The organism is Enterococcus sp. DIV0724b, assembly GCF_050531475.1.
In the GTDB taxonomy this organism is placed as follows: Bacteria; Bacillota; Bacilli; order Lactobacillales; family Enterococcaceae; genus Enterococcus_L; species Enterococcus_L haemoperoxidus.
Genome location: NZ_CP172890.1, coordinates 1,745,842 through 1,764,044 on the forward strand (window position 1 = coordinate 1,745,842; position 18,203 = coordinate 1,764,044).

16 protein-coding genes are annotated in these 18,203 nt (G+C 36.3%); 14 read left to right on the forward strand and 2 right to left on the reverse strand.

Annotated features, from left to right (window positions below):
* Positions 1–82: 82 nt before the first annotated feature.
* Complete coding sequence (locus IGJ02_RS08030; protein WP_430604034.1) at positions 83–1,111, forward strand: 3-deoxy-7-phosphoheptulonate synthase; 1,029 nt, start codon at positions 83–85, stop codon at positions 1,109–1,111.
* A 77-nt stretch (positions 1,112–1,188) separates the two neighbouring features.
* On the opposite strand, the gene gap is transcribed toward IGJ02_RS08030, so the two are convergent.
* Positions 1,189–2,199, reverse strand: coding sequence for a type I glyceraldehyde-3-phosphate dehydrogenase (gap, locus tag IGJ02_RS08035; protein ID WP_010761323.1), 1,011 nt, complete (start codon positions 2,197–2,199; stop codon positions 1,189–1,191).
* Positions 2,200–2,411: 212 nt separating this feature from the next.
* Here gap and IGJ02_RS08040 point away from each other — a divergent pair, with 212 nt between their 5' ends.
* Positions 2,412–3,401: a DUF4003 family protein gene (locus IGJ02_RS08040; RefSeq protein WP_430604035.1), complete on the forward strand. Its 990-nt coding sequence runs from the start codon at positions 2,412–2,414 to the stop codon at positions 3,399–3,401.
* Positions 3,402–3,602: 201 nt separating this feature from the next.
* Positions 3,603–4,916, forward strand: coding sequence for a GTPase ObgE (obgE, locus tag IGJ02_RS08045; RefSeq protein WP_430604037.1), 1,314 nt, complete (start codon positions 3,603–3,605; stop codon positions 4,914–4,916).
* A gap of 71 nt (positions 4,917–4,987) precedes the next feature.
* Here the strand turns inward: obgE and IGJ02_RS08050 are convergent, their stop codons facing one another.
* Positions 4,988–5,428 (reverse strand): Lrp/AsnC family transcriptional regulator, encoded by a 441-nt coding sequence (locus tag IGJ02_RS08050; protein ID WP_430604038.1) that lies wholly within the window; start codon positions 5,426–5,428, stop codon positions 4,988–4,990.
* Between the two features lie 557 nt (positions 5,429–5,985).
* Here IGJ02_RS08050 and kynU point away from each other — a divergent pair.
* The 11 genes from kynU to recJ all read left to right on the forward strand — a co-directional run bounded on the left by kynU (position 5,986) and on the right by recJ (position 18,201).
* Entirely contained in the window at positions 5,986–7,257 is a 1,272-nt protein-coding gene (gene kynU, locus IGJ02_RS08055; protein ID WP_430604040.1) for a kynureninase, read from the forward strand.
* A 189-nt stretch (positions 7,258–7,446) separates the two neighbouring features.
* Positions 7,447–8,175, forward strand: coding sequence for a polyphosphate polymerase domain-containing protein (locus IGJ02_RS08060; RefSeq protein WP_430604041.1), 729 nt, complete (start codon positions 7,447–7,449; stop codon positions 8,173–8,175).
* Positions 8,165–8,842, forward strand: a complete 678-nt coding sequence (locus tag IGJ02_RS08065; protein ID WP_010761331.1) for a DUF4956 domain-containing protein — start codon at positions 8,165–8,167, stop codon at positions 8,840–8,842. The genes IGJ02_RS08060 and IGJ02_RS08065 overlap by 11 nt, the downstream gene beginning before the upstream one ends.
* Positions 8,843–8,851: 9 nt before the next feature.
* Positions 8,852–10,726, forward strand: coding sequence for a carbohydrate-binding domain-containing protein (locus IGJ02_RS08070; protein WP_430604043.1), 1,875 nt, complete (start codon positions 8,852–8,854; stop codon positions 10,724–10,726).
* Positions 10,727–10,795: 69 nt separating this feature from the next.
* Positions 10,796–11,368, forward strand: coding sequence for a hypothetical protein (locus tag IGJ02_RS08075; protein WP_010761333.1), 573 nt, complete (start codon positions 10,796–10,798; stop codon positions 11,366–11,368).
* 103 nt (positions 11,369–11,471) lie between these two features.
* Positions 11,472–12,164 carry a response regulator transcription factor gene (locus tag IGJ02_RS08080; protein ID WP_430604045.1) on the forward strand — a complete coding sequence of 231 codons (693 nt, stop codon included), beginning with the start codon at positions 11,472–11,474 and terminating at the stop codon, positions 12,162–12,164.
* Positions 12,157–13,452 carry a sensor histidine kinase gene (locus IGJ02_RS08085; protein WP_430604047.1) on the forward strand — a complete coding sequence of 432 codons (1,296 nt, stop codon included), beginning with the start codon at positions 12,157–12,159 and terminating at the stop codon, positions 13,450–13,452. Before IGJ02_RS08080 ends, IGJ02_RS08085 begins: the two co-directional genes overlap by 8 nt.
* Before the next feature lie 68 nt (positions 13,453–13,520).
* Positions 13,521–14,450, forward strand: coding sequence for a ribonuclease Z (rnz, locus tag IGJ02_RS08090; protein WP_430604049.1), 930 nt, complete (start codon positions 13,521–13,523; stop codon positions 14,448–14,450).
* 13 nt (positions 14,451–14,463) lie between these two features.
* Positions 14,464–15,264: an SDR family NAD(P)-dependent oxidoreductase gene (locus tag IGJ02_RS08095; RefSeq protein WP_010761337.1), complete on the forward strand. Its 801-nt coding sequence runs from the start codon at positions 14,464–14,466 to the stop codon at positions 15,262–15,264.
* A 59-nt stretch (positions 15,265–15,323) separates the two neighbouring features.
* A complete protein-coding gene (locus IGJ02_RS08100; protein WP_430604051.1) occupies positions 15,324–15,764 on the forward strand; it encodes a LapA family protein in 441 nt (146 codons plus the stop codon).
* Positions 15,765–15,888: 124 nt separating this feature from the next.
* Entirely contained in the window at positions 15,889–18,201 is a 2,313-nt protein-coding gene (gene recJ / locus IGJ02_RS08105) for a single-stranded-DNA-specific exonuclease RecJ (RefSeq protein ID WP_430604052.1), read from the forward strand.
* Positions 18,202–18,203 lie beyond the last annotated feature (2 nt).

The following is an 18,203-nucleotide window of genomic DNA, read 5'->3' on the forward strand; positions in this document are numbered from 1 at the left end:
AATGAAGAGGATGAGGCTTTTTTTATATTACTAGAATCTATTTTTATTGTTTGATTATAAAATAATGAAGGGAAGTTATTGTATGAGCTTTAAAGCGCTAAGCCAACCAATCGATTTTGAACAAGTCAAATCCTTATCTAAATTAACGCCAGAACAAGAGCACTTAAAAAACGTTCGTGATCAAGAATTGAAAGAAATTATTGAAGGAAAAAGTGACAAGATTCTTTTAGTGATCGGCCCGTGTTCTGCTCATAATGAAGAAGCTGTAATGGAGTATGTTACTCGTTTAGCTAAACTACAAGAAAAAGTCCAAGATAAAATTTTTATGGTTCCCCGAGTTTATACTAATAAACCTAGAACGAATGGCGACGGCTATAAAGGGTTATTACATCAGCAAAATCCAGAAGGAAAAAGTAATTTAATCAAAGGCATTGCGGCGGTTCGTAGTTTGCACAATCGGGTTATCAGTGAAACGGGTCTAACGACAGCAGATGAAATGCTTTATCCTGAAAATCTAGAATTTGTGCAAGATTTAGTTAGTTATATTGCAGTAGGTGCGCGTTCTGTGGAAGACCAACAGCATCGTTTCGTTGCCAGTGGAATTGATCAACCAACAGGGATGAAAAATCCAACTAGCGGCAATTTAAACGTATTGTTCAATTCACTGTATGCAGCACAGCAAAAACAAGAATTTATTTTTAACGGACTTGAAGTTGAATCTAGTTCTAATCCATTGGCCCATGTTGTATTAAGAGGTGGTTTGAATGAATATGGGGAGAATATCCCGAATTATCACTATGAAGAGTTGCTGAAAGTGGTAGATTTTTATAAAGCTGGCAACTATAAAAATCCGTTTATTGTCATTGATACGAATCATGACAATTCAGGGAAACAATACAAAGAACAAATCAGGATCGTCAAAGAAACCTTATTTAATCGCTCGTGGAATCATGATATGAAGAAATGGGTACGTGGTTTTATGATTGAAAGTTTTCTTGAAAGTGGTCGTCAAGAAGCAGATGGAAAAATTTTTGGGCAATCTATTACTGATCCATGTTTAGGTTGGGCTGAGACTGAAGAATTAGTGGACTATATTGCGAAACATGTTTGATTGATTAAAATAAACCTCCTAGAGAATATAGAATTATTTCTAGGAGGTTTATTTATTTAATTTAGCAAAAATAGTGTTTATAAATTAGCAAATTTTTCCAATAAACGAATCATTTGGCAAGTAAAACCATATTCATTATCATACCAAGCGACGGTTTTAACCAACTGGAAATCGCCAGCAGTTGTTACTTCCGTTTGGGTTGGGTCAAAAATAGAACCTTCTGTTGTTCCAATAACATCACCAGATACGATTTCACGATCGTCATAGCCAAATGAAGGGTTGTCGATTGTATGTTTCTTGATTGCTTCATTCACTTGATCAGCTGTTACTTTTGTTCTTAAAATAGAGACTAACTCTGTTAAAGAGCCATCGACGACAGGAACGCGTTGCGCATGTCCTTGAAGTTTTCCATTTAATTCTGGAATAACTAACCCAATTGCTTTGGCAGCACCCGTTGAATGTGGGATAGTATTGTCAGCAGCTGAACGAGCAGCTCGTAAGTTGCCACCTTTCACGGGTCCATCTAATAACATTTGAGTGGATGTATACGCATGAACTGTTGTCATCGTACCAACTTCAATACCAAACTCGTTATTTAAGAAATAAGCCATGGGTGCTAAACAGTTTGTTGTACAAGAACCAGCAGAGATGATTTTATCTTCTGAGGTCAATGTGTCATCATTAACATTATAAACAATTGTCTTCATGTCACCAGCTGGTGCGGAAATTACGACACGTTTTGCCCCTGCATTTAAATGGGCTTGTGCTTTTTCTTTTGACGTATAAAAACCTGTACATTCTAAAACGATATCGACGCCATTTTCTTCTACCCATTTCAACTTGCTGGCATCAGCTTCTGCATAGACTTTTGTTTTTTCACCATCCACTACGATTGAGTCATCTGTTGCAGTAACTTTTCCAGGATAAGTTCCGTGAGTCGAATCGAATTGAAGTAACTGAGCTAACATTGTCGGACTTGTCAAATCATTGATTGCAACAACTTCAATATCATCGGAAACTTCTTTGATGCGGCGGAATGCAAGACGACCAATTCGTCCAAAACCATTAATTCCTACTTTTACTGTCATACTAAATTTCCTCCTTAAAATTAAATGCTTAATGAACTGGTATAGCTTAAACCAAAAATAGATTCCAGTGACAAAAAACATAGCGTTAGGCAACGATAAAATAGCAGTGCGTATTTAAAAAAATACTGACTTACGCTATACTAATAGCATGAACGCATTTCAGATTTTTGTCAAAAATCTTGTCTTTTAATGAAGTAAAGGAGTTGGGGAAAATGAATAGAAGTCAGGTTGTTGCGTCACTTCAAATGAATTACCAAGCAATCAAAGAAGGGAAAGGAAAATGGTTTGATAAACGAGTGGCTTACACGTTTGCACGATCATTTGTAGACAAAGAGCATCATTTCTCAGATACTGATTTTCGTCGTATGGAAGAAATACTTCAAGGAGAATTAAAAATGTTTAATGTATTAGTTCAACCTGTTAGGGGTATTTTATTAGGGATGTTATTAGCAAATGGGAAATCAAAAGAGTTAGCTATTCATACATTGCTTACTGATTATCAACGTTTGCGTGATGTTGGTTTTCGCGCCTCTTCTTACTCTTATTTTTCAGCATACTTACTTCAATTTACTGAAACAGCTGAAAAAGAATTTGTTGTACGTAGAGGACAAAGTATTTTTGAGGAAATAAAGACACATCATTATTTTCTTACTGGTGCCGAAGATGGTTCAATCGCAATTGCTTTAGCTCAGCAAGAACAATTAGAATCGTTGACGACTAAACAAGTTGGTGATTTAGTGGAAGAGTACTATCAAGCATTGAATGAGTGCGGCTTTCACAAATCAAATCAACTTCAATTTGCAGCAGCAACTGCTGCTATGTTAACTGGCGAGTTCTCTATTGAACTGGTTGAAGAAGTCAAAAATGTCATAGATGAATTGAAGCAATTGGGACTTCGTTTTAGACCAGAATTTTATAATAGTATCATTACAATTGGTTTTTTAGCTACTTTGAAAAAAGTCGATTTTCGAGTTTTAGAAGAGTACTTAGAGTTGCTTGATGAAAAAACAAATTTACGTTTCTATAAAGACTTCCGTTATTCTTTAGCTTTAGGTTTATTGATTCATGAAGAAATGAGTATTTTATCTAATGATAATTTGAACATCTCTGCATTGACAATCACAATGATGATGGCACAAGAAGCCAGTGCAGCAGCTGCGGCTATTGCTGTCTCAGTAGCAGCCTCTAATTCTAGTTCATAAAAACGAATTTGGCTAGACAAATTCTGGTTTAACCTTTACAATAAGAAAGGCTTTCAAACAGAAAATGTTATTGAAAAGCGAATGATACAAACAATTAGATTTGTAAAAAATGTAAAACCTGAAGAAGTGGGGAGATAGGTTTCTTTCATTTTTGGATAAGAAATACTTTATCCCAACTTCTTTAAGATAGGAGGACAAAATATGTCCATGTTTTTAGATCAGGTAACAATCGATGTCAAAGCCGGTAAGGGTGGAGACGGAATGGTTGCCTTTCGTAGAGAAAAATATGTACCAGACGGCGGACCTGCCGGAGGTGACGGTGGTCAAGGCGGAGATGTGATTCTTGTGGTAGAAGAAGGATTACGTACTTTGATGGATTTCCGTTTTAATCGTCATTTTAAAGCACAACCTGGAGAAAATGGGATGAGCAAAGGCATGCACGGTCGTGGTTCAGAGAATACGTTTGTAAAAGTTCCACCAGGTACAACCGTTCGTGATGCTGAGACAGGTACATTGATCGGAGATTTGATTGAAAACGGTCAAACACTGACTGTAGCCAAAGGTGGACGCGGTGGACGCGGGAATATTCGTTTCGCTTCTGCTAAAAATCCAGCTCCTGAAATCGCTGAAAATGGCGAACCCGGTCAAGAAAGAAAAATTGAATTAGAATTGAAAGTTTTAGCTGATGTTGGTTTAGTTGGTTTCCCATCTGTTGGAAAATCCACTTTACTATCTGTTATTTCGTCAGCTCGTCCTAAAATCGGTGCCTATCACTTTACAACATTAGTTCCTAACCTTGGAATGGTGTCAACAAGTGACGGACGTAGTTTTGCTGCAGCTGATTTACCCGGATTGATTGAAGGGGCATCACAAGGTGTGGGACTTGGAACACAGTTTTTACGCCATATTGAACGGACAAGAGTCATTCTACATGTAATCGATATGAGTGGGATGGAAGGGCGCGATCCTTATGAAGATTATCTAGCTATCAATAAAGAGCTAGCATCTCATAATATGCGTTTGATGGAACGTCCACAAATTATCGTCGCAAATAAAATGGATATGCCAGAAGCAGAAGAAAATTTGAAGAAATTCAAAGAAAAAATTGAGAAAGAGCGAACTGATGAATATGCAGATCATCTGCCGATTTTCCCAATATCTGGTGTTTCACGTAAAGGGATTGAACCCTTACTTAATGCTACGGCTGACTTAATCGATGTAACGCCGGAATTCCCATTATATGAGGAAGAAATCGTTGAAGATATCGTTCATTATGGTTTCCAACCAGAAGGACCAGAATTTACAATCGACCGCGATCCTGATGCAACATGGATTTTATCTGGAGATTCCTTGGAGAAATTATTCCAAATGACCAACTTTGAACACGATGAAAGTGTGATGCGATTTGCACGTCAATTACGTGGTATGGGGATTGATGAAGCGTTGCGCGCGCGTGGAGCGAAAGATGGAGATATTGTCCGAATTGGTGAGTATGAGTTTGAATTTGTAGAATAAAAGAATAAGTATTAGGAGAGAGCTGATGAATTTCATCGGCTCTTTTTTATCGTGGATAAATAATGGTCTTGTTAATACTCTCTATCAAGATGCAATTGGTTTTCTACTGGACTTTCTAGAACAATCGAAGTTTTGACGTTAGCAAATTGCATCCATTTTGCTAACAACTCTTTCATTTCAGTTGTACTGGTCACAGTTGCTTTCACTAAATAATTAACATCACCGCTGACTATATGAACTTCATTTACATAAGGATTGTTTTTTAAAAGTATCAACGTTTTCTCAACAGGAATCGTTACTTGGCTCAGTTCAGTGAAAAAGGTAATGCTTTCTTCAATTTTTTGCATTGAAACTTGAATTGTAAATTTTGTGATAACACCTTGTTCAACGAGCTTATTGATTCGCTCCTTTACGCTGGGACGACTTAAATTGACTTTTTGAGACAATTCAACAATTGAAATCCGTGAATTTTCATGGAGAATCTGCAAGAGTTTGCGGTCAATGGTATCCAATGGTCTACCTCCTCTAAAGAGAGTTTTTAAGAAACATTTTGTATGCTTTATTATAGAGGAAAAAAACGGAGTTCGCCAGTTAATTCTAGACCTGTAAAGATTATCATGATTTCTGCTTTGAAAAGATACTCCAAATTGTTAAAAAAAGGGCTTATTTTTACTAAAAAGTAAAGAAAGCGATTCTATTTTGTTCACATGTTCATATACAAAGATCTAGAACATTCGTTATGATTAACTTATCTTGAGATGACGAGAAGGCTTGCTAGCTAAATCCAGTGTTGCTTCAATCTAAAAAAGACAGACCCAAAAAGGAGCATTTTTTATGGTGAGAAACAGATGGGTAAAATTTTTACTGTTATATGCAAATGGAGTTGTCGTTTCTTTAAGTCAATTGAAACTGGTTCCAATTCAAAATGAACTTTCAAAAAAGCGATAGAGAACAAGTCGATTTGGCTATTATCACCTGCTCAAGGGTGTATGGCGTTTACTCAAGTAGGAAGTGCTTTGTTTTTTAAATATGCTTCGTTTAAAATAAAAAATTTGGAAGGTGACAAATAATGAAAAGAGAATTTCAGACAGATTTAGCGTTTGCAAAGGAAATGGATGAGAAAGATCCTCTTAAAAATATCAGAGATCGATTTTACGTTCAGCCAGGGGAAATATACATGGATGGCAATTCACTAGGGTTGGCTTCAAAAGATGCTGAAAAAGCTTTATTAAATATGATGGATATCTGGAAAAAGGAAGGCATCAAATTATGGGACGGTTTGTTTCATTATGCTGGGAAATTGGGTGAACTGTCTGCTCCGTTGATCAATGCTTATCCAGACGAAGTTGTCATTACAGGAAGCACAACTATCAATATTCATCAATGCATTAGCACTTTGTATAAACCGACAAGGGAGCGATACAAAATCTTAGTGGATGATTTGAATTTCCCTACAGATCGCTACGCAATAGATAGTCAGGTTCGTTTAAAAGGGTATGATCCAACAGATGCTATAAAAGTTGTGAACAGTACAGATGGTCGCTTGATCGATGAAGCAGCTGTCATTGAAGCTATGACCGATGATGTAGCAATCATTCTATTACCAACTGTTTTATATCGTAGCTCGCAAATCCTGGATATGAAACGGGTAACAGAAGCAGCGCATCAACGAGGGATCCTGATTGGCTGGGATTTATGTCATGCCATTGGCGCAATACCAATGGATTTTAAAGATGTTGCTCCTGATTTTGCCATTTGGTGTACGTATAAATATTTATCAGCAGGTCCTGGGTCGATTGCTGGTCTTTATATGAATCGGAAACATTTCAACGAAACACCTGGCTTAGCTGGTTGGTGGGGCAATAAAGATGATACTCAATTTGAACTAAAAAATGAATTTGAACATCAAAAAGATGCAAGCGGCTGGCAAATCGGTTCTCCAAGTTTCTTAGCGATGGCACCGTTAGAAGGGACATTGACTATCTTTAATGAAGTAGGCATGGACAAAATTCGGGCAAAATCATTATCGATTACTGCATTCTTAATGTATTTAATCGACGAAAAACTTGCTAAATATGGATATGCTGTGGGGAATCCCCGTGAAGATAGTAAACGAGGAGGTCACGTTTGTTTAGAACATGAAGAAGCGTACCGAATTTGCAAAGCTTTAAAAGAAGCCAATATTATTCCAGATTTCAGAGAACCAAATGTGATTCGTTTAGCGCCAATTGCTTTATATAATACCTATGAGGAAGTTTACACATTAGTTGAAACATTGGATGAAATTGCAAGCAATAAAAAGTATGAAAAATTCAGTAAACAACGGACATTAGTAGTTTAAAATAAATCTATAGGAAGATAAAACCCGTTTCAAGAGTATACAGGTTGCTGTAGTAAATATATAGATTTTTGAATCACCTCATCTTTGAGTAAGTACACTCTTAAAAGATGAGGTGATTTTTTCTTTTCATCTTTAAGTTTCATTTATGATTCCTTTTATATAATAAATTCAGTCAAAGGAGGAAATAAAATGGTTAAACTAAAAAATAGTTTTCAAAGAAAAGAAAAAAAATATGCATTGACTAATAAGATGTATCATCAATTAAGGAAAAAATTACAACCTTATATGGAAGAAGATGAATATGGATTACATACAATCATTTCTATTTATTTTGATACACAAGATTACGAGATGATTCGACATTCGCTAGGAAAGCCAATCTACAAAGAAAAATTCAGGATCAGAAGCTACGGCATTCCTCAAGAAGAGTCAACTGTTTTTCTTGAAATAAAAAAGAAGGTCAGTGGTGTCGTATATAAAAGAAGGGTAGCTTTATCTTATCAATCGGCGAAAAGGTATATCCAGAAGCCACATTCTTTTATGTCAAAAACAACAAAAGACCAGCAAATCAAACAGGAAATTGATTGGTTAGTCGCACGCAAAAGATTGGAACCTAAAGTGATGATTGCGTATGATCGGCGAGCATTATTTGACTCAGACAATGAAGATTTTCGGATTACTTTTGATTTTAACATCCGCTATCGAGAAGAACAATTATCCCATACGTTAGATGATCAAGGCGAAAGTGTCGCACCAGAAATTGATGTTTTGATGGAAGTGAAAGCATTAGGTGCTTATCCAATTTGGTTTTCAGAAATCTTAGCGGAACTTAATATTTACCCAGCATCATTTTCAAAATATGCTCAGACATATCAACGTTACTTATATTCCAAAGGAGATTTTCAGTATGTTATCTAGTTTATTAGTAGAAAGTTCAGTGGATTTGTCATTCAAACAACTTTTAGTTTGTATTGTTGCTTCAGTTTTATTAGGTCTTTTAGTCGCCTGTGTTCATATGTATAGAAATGTTTATAGTAAAAATTTTGTGATTACTTTAGCTGTTTTACCTGTCCTAGTTCAATTGGTGATTATGTTAGTTAATGGCAATTTAGGAACTGGTGTCGCTGTTTTAGGCGCGTTTAGCTTAATCAGGTTTCGTTCGGTAGCAGGCGGTGCTAGAGAAATTACCAGTATCTTTTGGTCGATGGGGATTGGTCTTGCTACAGGAATGGGCTATGTCAGTTATATTGCTTTGTTTTCTATGATTATTGCGCTGTTTTTACTACTTTTAAATACGATTCATTTTGGTGAAAAGCAAAAAGTTGCAGAACGGGAAGTGAAAATCACGATTCCAGAAGATTTAGATTATCCAGGATTATTTGATGATTTATTTCAGCAGTACACATACTCCGCCAATTTAGATTCAGTGAAAACGACCAATATGGGCAGTTTGTACGAACTACGTTATCGAATCACTCTAAAAGATAGTCAAATGGAAAAAGAACTAATGGATGCTATGCGAGTAAGAAATGGAAACTTAACAATTATTTTAGGGAAAGTTTCAACAAATAGAGAAGAATTGTAGGTGGATATAATGAAAAAAAAGAAATTTGGTGTCGCCGTTTTAACGATTTTACTCATTCTATTTACTGGATGTGCAAAACAAGCAACGAGTACAACTACAGCAACTTCGAAAAGTAAAGAACAAGTTGTTACGGTTCATGACGCACAAAAAACAGCTGAAAATAAATATGGCGCTTATGACGAAGAAGATTATGACGAAAGTTACGATGAAAAAACAGCGACAAAGATTGATTTAAACGACTCTGGAAGTAAAATAGATGGATCAGGTGCTTCTGAAAAAGATAATATATTATCGATCACGGCCGGCGGGACTTATATTGTTTCAGGAAATTACAAAAGCCAAATCAAAATCAGTGCGAATGAAGAAACCGTCCATTTGGTACTAAACAATGTCTCGATATCTAATGACTCATCTTCAGCGATCTACATTGAGCAAGCAAAAAAAGTGATCACGACTTTAGCAGAAGGCTCAAAAAATAACCTTTCAGATGGGAATGATTATACTTTTGCTTCTGCTGATGAAACTGAGCCAGATGCTACTTTCTTTAGTAAAGATGACCTAACAATCAATGGCCGTGGAACTTTAGTAGTTAACGGAAATTACAGTAATGGAATTCGCAGTAAAGATGATTTAGTTATCACCAATGGTACGCTTAATGTTACCGCTAAAAATAACGCAATCAAAGGCAAAGACTCCATATCAATTGCAAGTGGGACCTTCTCTTTAAAAACAACAGAAGGAGATGGAATTCAAGCCAATAATAGTACAGATGTAGATAAAGGCTGGATTGCGATAGATGGTGGAACATTCACAATTCAATCAGGTAAAGATGGGATACAAGCGGAAACAAATTTGTCTATTGCCAAATCTGACATAAAGATACAAACAGCAAATGGTTATGACGATCAATCAATTGATACAACTGCTAGTTACAAAGGATTGAAAGCTTCAGGGAATATTATTGTAGATGATGGAACAGTTGATTTAAACACAGCGGATGATGCAATACACTCAAATGCAGCAGTTACAATCAACAATGGTACTTTCACATTGGCAAGCGGTGATGATGGAATCCATGCAGATACTGATTTGCTGATCAATAATGGGAAGGTGACGGTTAATCATTCTTACGAAGGCTTAGAAGGCGCCACAGTGACAATCAATGATGGTGATATTTCTGTCAAGGCATCAGATGATGGCATTAATGCAGCAGGTGGTAGTTCTGGTGAAGAAGGACAAGAAGGACAATTCGGTGCTGACTCATTTGGTGAACCAGGAACTGGACAACCTGGAGACGTTGCAGATAGCACTAAATTCATAGAAATAAATGGCGGAACAACTTATGTAAATGCTGATGGGGATGGAATCGATAGCAACGGTGATATTCGAATGACTGCAGGTACACTAATCGTAAACGGCCCAACTGATAACGGGAATGCTGCACTTGATTATGATGGGACATTTACAATCGAAGGTGGTGTATTTGCTGCAAGTGGTAGTTCTGGGATGGCAATGAGCGCCAGTGAAACTTCCTCTCAAGCCGCGTTGAGTCTTTACTTTAACGATACTCAAAAATCAGGAACTTTAGTCAATTTGAAGAATGCAACAGGAGATAGCATCCTCTCATTTGCACCAGAAAAAGATTTTTCTCATATAGCGATTAGCTCACCAGATCTAAAAGTGGGTGAAACGATAACCTTATATACAGGCGGTAAAGATTCTGGAACGATGAAAGATGGTTTATACAGCAATAGCAGTTATTCAAACGGAACAGAGCTGGCAAAAATTTCGATCAATGATATACTAACGTCCGTTGATCAATCTGGTGCAGAAGTTTCTGGTAATCAAATGGGCAGAGGAACTGGCGGTCAACCACCAAGATAGTTGATTTTCATTGCTTTAATGACTAGTTTATTGATAGAATAAGGATATCAAATAGAACGAGGTGGTCGTATGTCTAAACGAGTTATTATTATGCATTTTGAAGTAGAAAGCCAAGCTTACCAAGCATTTTCAGAAATAAAAAAATTGTATGTTGAGAAAAAGATCAAAGGGGAACAAATGGCTGTAGTAACACATGTTAATGATGGTGTTCATCAATTTAAAATCGATGATTTCCTAGATTTTACAGGGAATAATCATACAGCAAAAAATAGTATGATCGGAATGCTGATCGGGATTTTAGGTGGTCCATTAGGTATTTTACTAGGTTGGTTTGCAGGAAGTTTATTTGGAGCTTCTCAAGATGCCAAAGAAATCCAAGGGGCTCAAACAGTCTTTGAACATGTAACAAAGCAAATCGGTGAAGGTGAGACCGGGTTGATCTTGATCGCTGAAGAAGATGACAATCGTCCATTAAACCAATTGATTATGCACGAATTAGGCGGAGAAATCACTCGTTTAGATTTTGAGGATGTGGAAAAAGAAATCACAGATGCCACAGCAGTAGAAAAAGAAACAAAGGATTCAGCAAAAAAATCTTGGCAAGATAAAAAACAAGAGTCAAATGAAAAAAGCGAAAATTAATCGCTCATCAACGGTAAAATGACTAAATAAATAAGCTAGAAGACGTGACAAAGAAATTATTTCTACTCGTCTTCTTTTTTTGATTATAAGGACGTGGAAACAAATGTTAAAAATACTATTAGTGGAAGATGATGAAATCCTATCAGACAGTATTTTAGAGATTTTATCAGAACTTGGTGAAATCATTCAAGTGTATGATGGCGAAGAAGCATTGTATGAAGGAGAGCGGGGAATCTATGATTTAATCGTTCTGGATTTGATGTTGCCGTCGATGTCTGGTGAGCAAGTTTTAACAGCTTTAAGGGCGAAAAATATTTATACACCTGTTTTGATTCTAACAGCCAAAGATGGGCTACAAGATAAAGTAAATGGGTTTAAGAATGGCGGCGATGATTATCTGACTAAACCATTTCATCGAGAAGAATTATTACTACGTGTTCAAGCACTTGCTCGTCGTTCTTTAGGGATGAATGGTAAAAATGAGTTAGTCATTAATGAATTGCGATTAGATCTGGATAATCGGCAAGCTAGTTTTAAAGAAAACGAACTTACGCTTCAAGGAAAAGAATTTGATTTATTACATTTTTTGATGCAAAACAAGGGACGAATCATTACCAAAGATCAATTGTTCGATCGTATTTGGGGATTTCAATCAGACACGACGTTAACAGTCGTCGAAGTTTATATGAGCAATCTTAGGAAGAATTTAAAACCTTTTGGGCTTCATCGCTGGATCAAAACGCTGCGTAATGTTGGCTATCTTTTTGAAGTACCAGAGGAGATGGAGCATGAATAAACAACTAAGTAAAAAACAAAGATACAATTATTTTTTGGTAAACTTACTTTCATTTGCAAGTATTTTTCTACTCCTAGGTTTAATCGTTTTTCAGTTAGTCCAAACATCCATTTACCAAACAGTGGATCATGATTTACAACGACTTGCTGACGATCAAAAATTTTTACAACATCAACTGATGAAGACAGAGCGGTTACAAGGGAATTCACCTCAATTAGGAAAACTCGAAACACCACCGCCCAACAATTTTCAACAACAAGTGATTCTTTGGTCGAAAGATGGGAAAATACTGAATGAAGCTGAGTTAGGTTCTCGATTTTATGATTTTCAAAATTTAAAATTATCAACAGAGAATTTGCGCACGATTAGTAGTGTTCAAACTAAAGATAGTAATAATCGTTCTTTGCAATTTCGTTCGATCACCTTGCCCGTTGAAAATCAGGATAAGGTTGCTTACATCCAGCTCTTAGTGAATACCGATCCAATCAAAGGAACCGTTGAACGTTTTAAACAAATACTGATCATCTGTATGGTTATTTTTGGTTTGTTATCGATTGCTCTAAGTTATTTTCTTTCCAAATGGTTTATGAAACCTATTTTGATTTCTTGGAAAAAGCAGCAAGAATTTGTCGAAAATGCTTCTCATGAGCTAAGAACACCTTTAACAATCATCCAAGCAAAATTAGAAAAACTATTTACTAAACCAAACCATACGATTTTAGAAGAATCTGAAACGATTGCATTATCACTAGATGAAGTTCAACGTCTAAGCCATTTGACTAGCGATTTGCTCTTGCTGGCTCGCTCCGATTCCAATTCGTTAACTTTAGAAAAGGAGTCTATGAAAATCAATGGCTTTTTGAATACAGTTCTACTACCTTATCAAGAATTAGCTCTAGCTGAAGATAAAGAGTTTATTATCGATTTAGGTGAAAACCACCAACTATTTTTCGATAAAAAAAGGATTCATCAGTTAATGATCATTTTATTGGATAACGCATTGAAATATACTGCACCTGGTGAGAAAATAACTGTTTTTTCAAGTATTAAAAACAACGAATGGCTAATTAAAATCAGTGATACTGGCATTGGAATCGTAGAAGATAAAAAATCAGCTGTCTTTGAACGCTTCTATCGCGGAGAGGAATCTCGTAATCGTAAAACGGGTGGCTATGGAATCGGCCTTGCTATTGCTAAATGGATCGTAGAGGAACATCGAGGAAAGATCGAGCTAACAGATAACACACCAAAAGGAACTACTGTAATAGTACGTTTTCCTGTAAAATAAATATTATTTGCTAAAGCGGCAACTTTCTTCTAAAATAAAGAAGAAGTTTAAGGAAAGTTAGGTAGCCCATGGAATTACAATTTTTAGGTACAGGTGCTGGAGTTCCAGCAAAACATCGCAACGTAAGTAGTATCGCTTTAAAATTATTAGACGAAAGAAATGCAGTGTGGTTATTTGATTGCGGTGAAGGGACACAACTGCAAATTTTAAAAAGTAATATTCGCCCAAGAAAAATCGAGAAAATTTTCATTACTCATTTACATGGAGATCACATTTTTGGATTGCCTGGTTTACTAAGCAGTCGCTCGTTCCAAGGTGGAAATGAAAAATTAGAAATTTATGGACCAGTTGGTATTGCAGAATTTGTTCGGACAGCCTTGAAAGTTTCACAAACGCGTCTTTCATATGAATTAAAGTTCATTGAAATCAAAGAAGGCGTTGTATTTTCCGATAAACAATTTACTGTGACTTGTAAGCCATTAGATCATGGAATTGCTAGCTTTGGCTATCGTATTGTAGAAGCGGATCATGAAGGAGAATTGCAAGTAGATAAATTAGCTGCTCTACACATCCCATCCGGCCCAATCTACGGCAAAATCAAGCAGGGAGAATCCGTTGAATTACCAGATGGACGAGTAATCAACGGGAAAGACTTTGTTGGTGAAAAAAAATCTGGTAGAATCGTAACCATCCTTGGAGATACAAGAAAAACGACAAATAGTGTGTTACTTGCTGAAAATGCGGATATCTTAGTTCATGAGAGCACATTCAATAAAGATGAAGAAAAAATGGCTAAAGCCTATTATCATTCCACAAGTCATCAGGCAGCACAAGTGGCGTTAAAAGCACAAGTGGAAAAACTAATATTGACACATATCAGCGCTCGTTATTTAACTGGCGATATTATCCAATTAGAAAATGAGGCCAAAGAGCTCTTTTCTAATACAAAAATCGTGAAAGATATGGAAATCGTAGCAGTTCCATTTAAAGCTGAGTAAGGAGGCATTTAGGATGTATAATGGACAAGATTTAACAAATAAAGTGGTTGTTGTAACAGGTGGTTCCGCAGGTTTAGGGGAACAAATTTGTTATGAAGCAGCGAAGAAGGGTGCAATCGTAGTTGTATGCGCCAGAAGAATTAATTTGATTGGTAAAGTAAAGGAAAACTGTGAAGAGCTTAGCGGAAAATCAGCATTTTCTTTCCAATTAGATATTTCAGATCCAAACAATGTAGAGAATGTTTTTGAAAAAATTGAAGCAGAAGTGGGTCCTATCGACATATTAGTCAACAATGCTGGTTTTGGAATTTTTGAAAACTTTATAGATATTGATTTAGCTGTTGCTAGAAATATGTTTGAAGTAAATGTTTTAGGTATGATGGTCTTCACTCAAAAAGCTGCGATTCAGATGGCTGAAAGAGGGACTGGACATATTATTAATATCGCTTCTATGGCTGGAAAAATGGCCACTGCAAAATCAACTGTTTATTCTGCAACTAAATTTGCTGTTTTGGGTTTTTCAAACGCATTGCGTTTAGAATTAAAACCATTAGGCATTTCTGTAACAACGGTTAATCCTGGACCGATTCAAACAGAATTTTTTGATAAGGCTGATCCTTCAGGTGACTACTTGGCTTCTGTCGATTTATTTGTTTTAGAGCCTAATAAATTAGCGAAAGAAATCGTAAACGCTATGGGAACATGCAAACGAGAAATCAATCGTCCTAGGGTGATGGAAGGAGCCTATCGTCTATATACCTTATTCCCGCATATAGGTGATTTATTAGCCGGTGGTATATTAAACAAGAAATAAATTTTCAAGCTAGTTTCGATACTAGCATCGTTTTCAATTACATGAGGAGGTAATCAATTATGAAAAATCAGTGGCGTGTGGTTATTGGTCTTGTTTTGGTACTAATCGTTGTTGTTTTTGCAGTTTTAAACAATCAAACAGTGCCTGTCAGTTTCGGTTTTGCAAAAATTTCTGGTCCGTTGATTCTTATCATTTTAGGATCTGCAATTGTTGGTGCATTGATCGGTCTGCTGACTTCAACAACTACAATGTGGAAACAAAAAAAACAAGTGAAAGAATTACAGAAGGATATCGACGTTTATAAAAATGATGCAGATAAATTAGCACAAGAAGAAGTTGAAAAAGTAAAACGATCCTATGAAAATCAGTTAGCTGAATTACAAGCTAAATACGATGCAGTAGCAGCTCAAACATCTATCACACCTCTAGCAGATACTGAATCTGTTGGTAGTCGTGTCGATCACTTTACGAAACCAAGAAGCAATGAAGAAGAAATATAAAGCTGAAAAAGCAAAGATAAAGCAGAAACCGTTTATCTTTGCTTTTTAATTTGCTGATTTTTTAGGATACTTTCTTTAGTTTTCCTATTGTATTTGATATAATTACTTGGTTAGGAGTGACGTCGTGAAAAAAGCAAAATATACATGGCAATTACGGGAAAAAACAGAATTGCCAGAAGAATTTTCAACTATACTAACAAATGAACAGATCAATCCTTTACTGGGCCAAATTTTATGGCACCGTGGCATACAGTCCAAAGAAGCGTTAGAAATATTTCTACGCCCTACAGTAGAGAATCTTTATGATCCCTTTTTAATGCATGATATGGAAAAAACCGTAGCAAGAATTCAAGACGCTGTAACACAAGGTGAAAAAATCTTAGTTTACGGGGATTATGATGCAGATGGCATTACAAGTACCACAGTTATGAAAGAAGCAATCGAGCTAATTGGAGGGGAAGTAGAGTACTTCTTGCCCAACCGATTCATTCACGGTTATGGACCGAATTTAGCTGTATTTAAAGAACAAATCGAAAATGGTGTTCAGTTGATCATTACGGTTGATAATGGCGTGGCTGGACACGAAGCCATCAATTATGCAACGGAGCAAGGAATCGACGTGATTGTTACAGATCACCATGAACTACCACCAGAATTGCCAAATGCGTTTTCGCTCATCCATCCGAAACATCCACAAGGTCACTATCCTTTTGGTGAATTAGCTGGAGTAGGAGTTGCTTTTAAAGTTGCTACAGCTTTATTAGGAGAATTACCTGTTGAATTTCTTGATTTAGTTGCGATAGGTACAATTGCAGATTTAGTTTCATTAACAGATGAAAATCGAGTTCTTGTCAAAATGGGTTTAGAGATGATTCAAAACGGTGAAAGAATTGGCTTAGATATCTTGATTCACCTAGCTGAACTTAAAAAAGAGACCATTAGTGAAGAAAATATTGGCTTTACAATTGCGCCGAGATTGAATGCATTAGGTAGATTAGGTGATGCAACGCCAGGTGTGGAATTGATGACAACCTTTGATGAAGAAGAAGCAGAACGAATCGCAACATACATCAATAGTCAAAATGATGAGCGTAAAGAAATCGTTGCTAAGATAACTAAAGAAGCGTTTGAACTTATTGATCCGACTGATCCAATTCATATCGTTGCAAAAAAAGGTTGGCATGAGGGCGTTCTTGGTATTGTTGCTGGGAGAATCATGCAGGATACAGGGAAACCGACAATTGTCCTTACAATTGATGAAAACAACGAATATGCTAAAGGTTCCGGTCGTAGCGTCTCAGCTTTGAATTTGTTTGATTCATTAAGTGAAATTCGGGAAGAATTTACACATTTTGGTGGTCATCATATGGCTGCGGGGATGACGCTACCTGTGGATCATATCAATAAAGTAAAACAACATCTAATGCAATATCTAGAAACAAATCAAATTGATTTGTCTCAAGGACAAGAACTATTGATTGATGAATCATTGAAAGTTGAAGAAGCAACAATTCCATTTATTCAACAATTAAAAATTCTTGCTCCCTTAGGAACAGACAATCCCGTACCGAATTTCTTATTTGAAGATGTTGCAGTTGAGCAAAGCCGTCAAATTGGAGCTGACAAAAGTCATCTTAAATTTCAAATAGGCCAAGGTGGCGCTAAATTAGATGCAATTGCTTTTCAAATGGGCAATCAAGTCGATGAATTTGGGCAAGGAACAACGAATATCGCAGGGCAATTGTCGATCAATGAGTGGAACGGAAACAAAAAACCGCAACTGATGGTCAGCGATTTTTCAGTAGACGGCGTTCAATTGTTTGACCTACGAGGAAAAAATGCTCGACAAAAAGAAATACCTGAAGCAAATACACTTTATGTTTATTTTAATGCAGATAGCAAAAAAATAATTGATAACCAATCCAGTCACCAACATTTTTTCAACTCTGTTGCTGAAACAGTACAGACAATCGAAGAAACGAACAGTCAACAACTCGTTTTTGTTGATTGTCCAGACGATATCGATTTATTGAAACAAATCACCCAAGCTGGAAAAATAGAACGTGTCTATATAATGGCGATTTCTCAAGAAGAAGCCTATTTAAATGGAACTGGCTCAAGAGTACAATATGCACAGCTGTATAAATTTGTGAGACAACAGGAGCAAGTAGATGTTCGCTATAAACTAAATGTTGTCGCTCAACATCTAAAAATACAAGAAAAGCTATTAATTTTTATGATTCAGGTGTTTTTTGACCTAGGATTTGTTACAATAGAAAACGGTGTTTTAAGAAAAGTTGAGAGTCCTGAAAATCATCCGTTGACGGAAAGTAAGGTCTATCAAACTCGCTTAAAAAGAATCAAAACAGAAGAGTTTTTGTTATACAGCGATCGTGAGACATTACAACAATGGCTGTGGAATGAGGAGGAAGTATAAAC